The organism is Streptomyces sp. DH12, assembly GCF_020873895.1.
Classification (GTDB): domain Bacteria; phylum Actinomycetota; class Actinomycetes; order Streptomycetales; family Streptomycetaceae; genus Streptomyces.
Window position 1 is genome coordinate 1 of sequence record NZ_JAHWGT010001244.1, and the last position, 433, is coordinate 433.

At 74.4% G+C, this 433-nt stretch carries 1 pseudogene; it reads left to right on the forward strand.

Going from position 1 to position 433, the window contains the following annotated elements:
* Window positions 1–433, forward strand: a pseudogene (locus LPA54_RS39470) (hypothetical protein); the annotation flags it as partial.

The window sequence follows — 433 nt, forward strand, 5'->3', positions numbered from 1 at the left end:
GTGCTACGCCGAGCGCGCCGTCCCGGACCTCGCCTCCCGGATGTCCGCCTGGACGGCGACCACACCCCGCGGCCGGCTCGTCATCTCGGGCCACTCGCAGGGCAGCGTGCTCGCCGCGTCCGCCGTCTGGCAACTGCCCGACGCGACCCGCCGCCGGGTCGCGCTGCTCACCTACGGCTCCCCCCTGGAGCGGCTGTACGGGCGGTGGTTCCCTGCCTACTTCGGCCCCGAGCCGCTGCTCGGACTGCACCGCTCGGTGCACTGCTGGCGCAATCTGTGGCGGGCCACCGACCCGATCGGCGGCCCTGTCCGCATCTGCGCCGACCCCGACCCGGGCGTCGACCGGGGCCCCTTGAAGGATCCGCTGGCCTACGGACGGACCACGAAGCTCCCGCTGCCCGAACCGATCCTCGGGCACTCCGACTACCAGGCC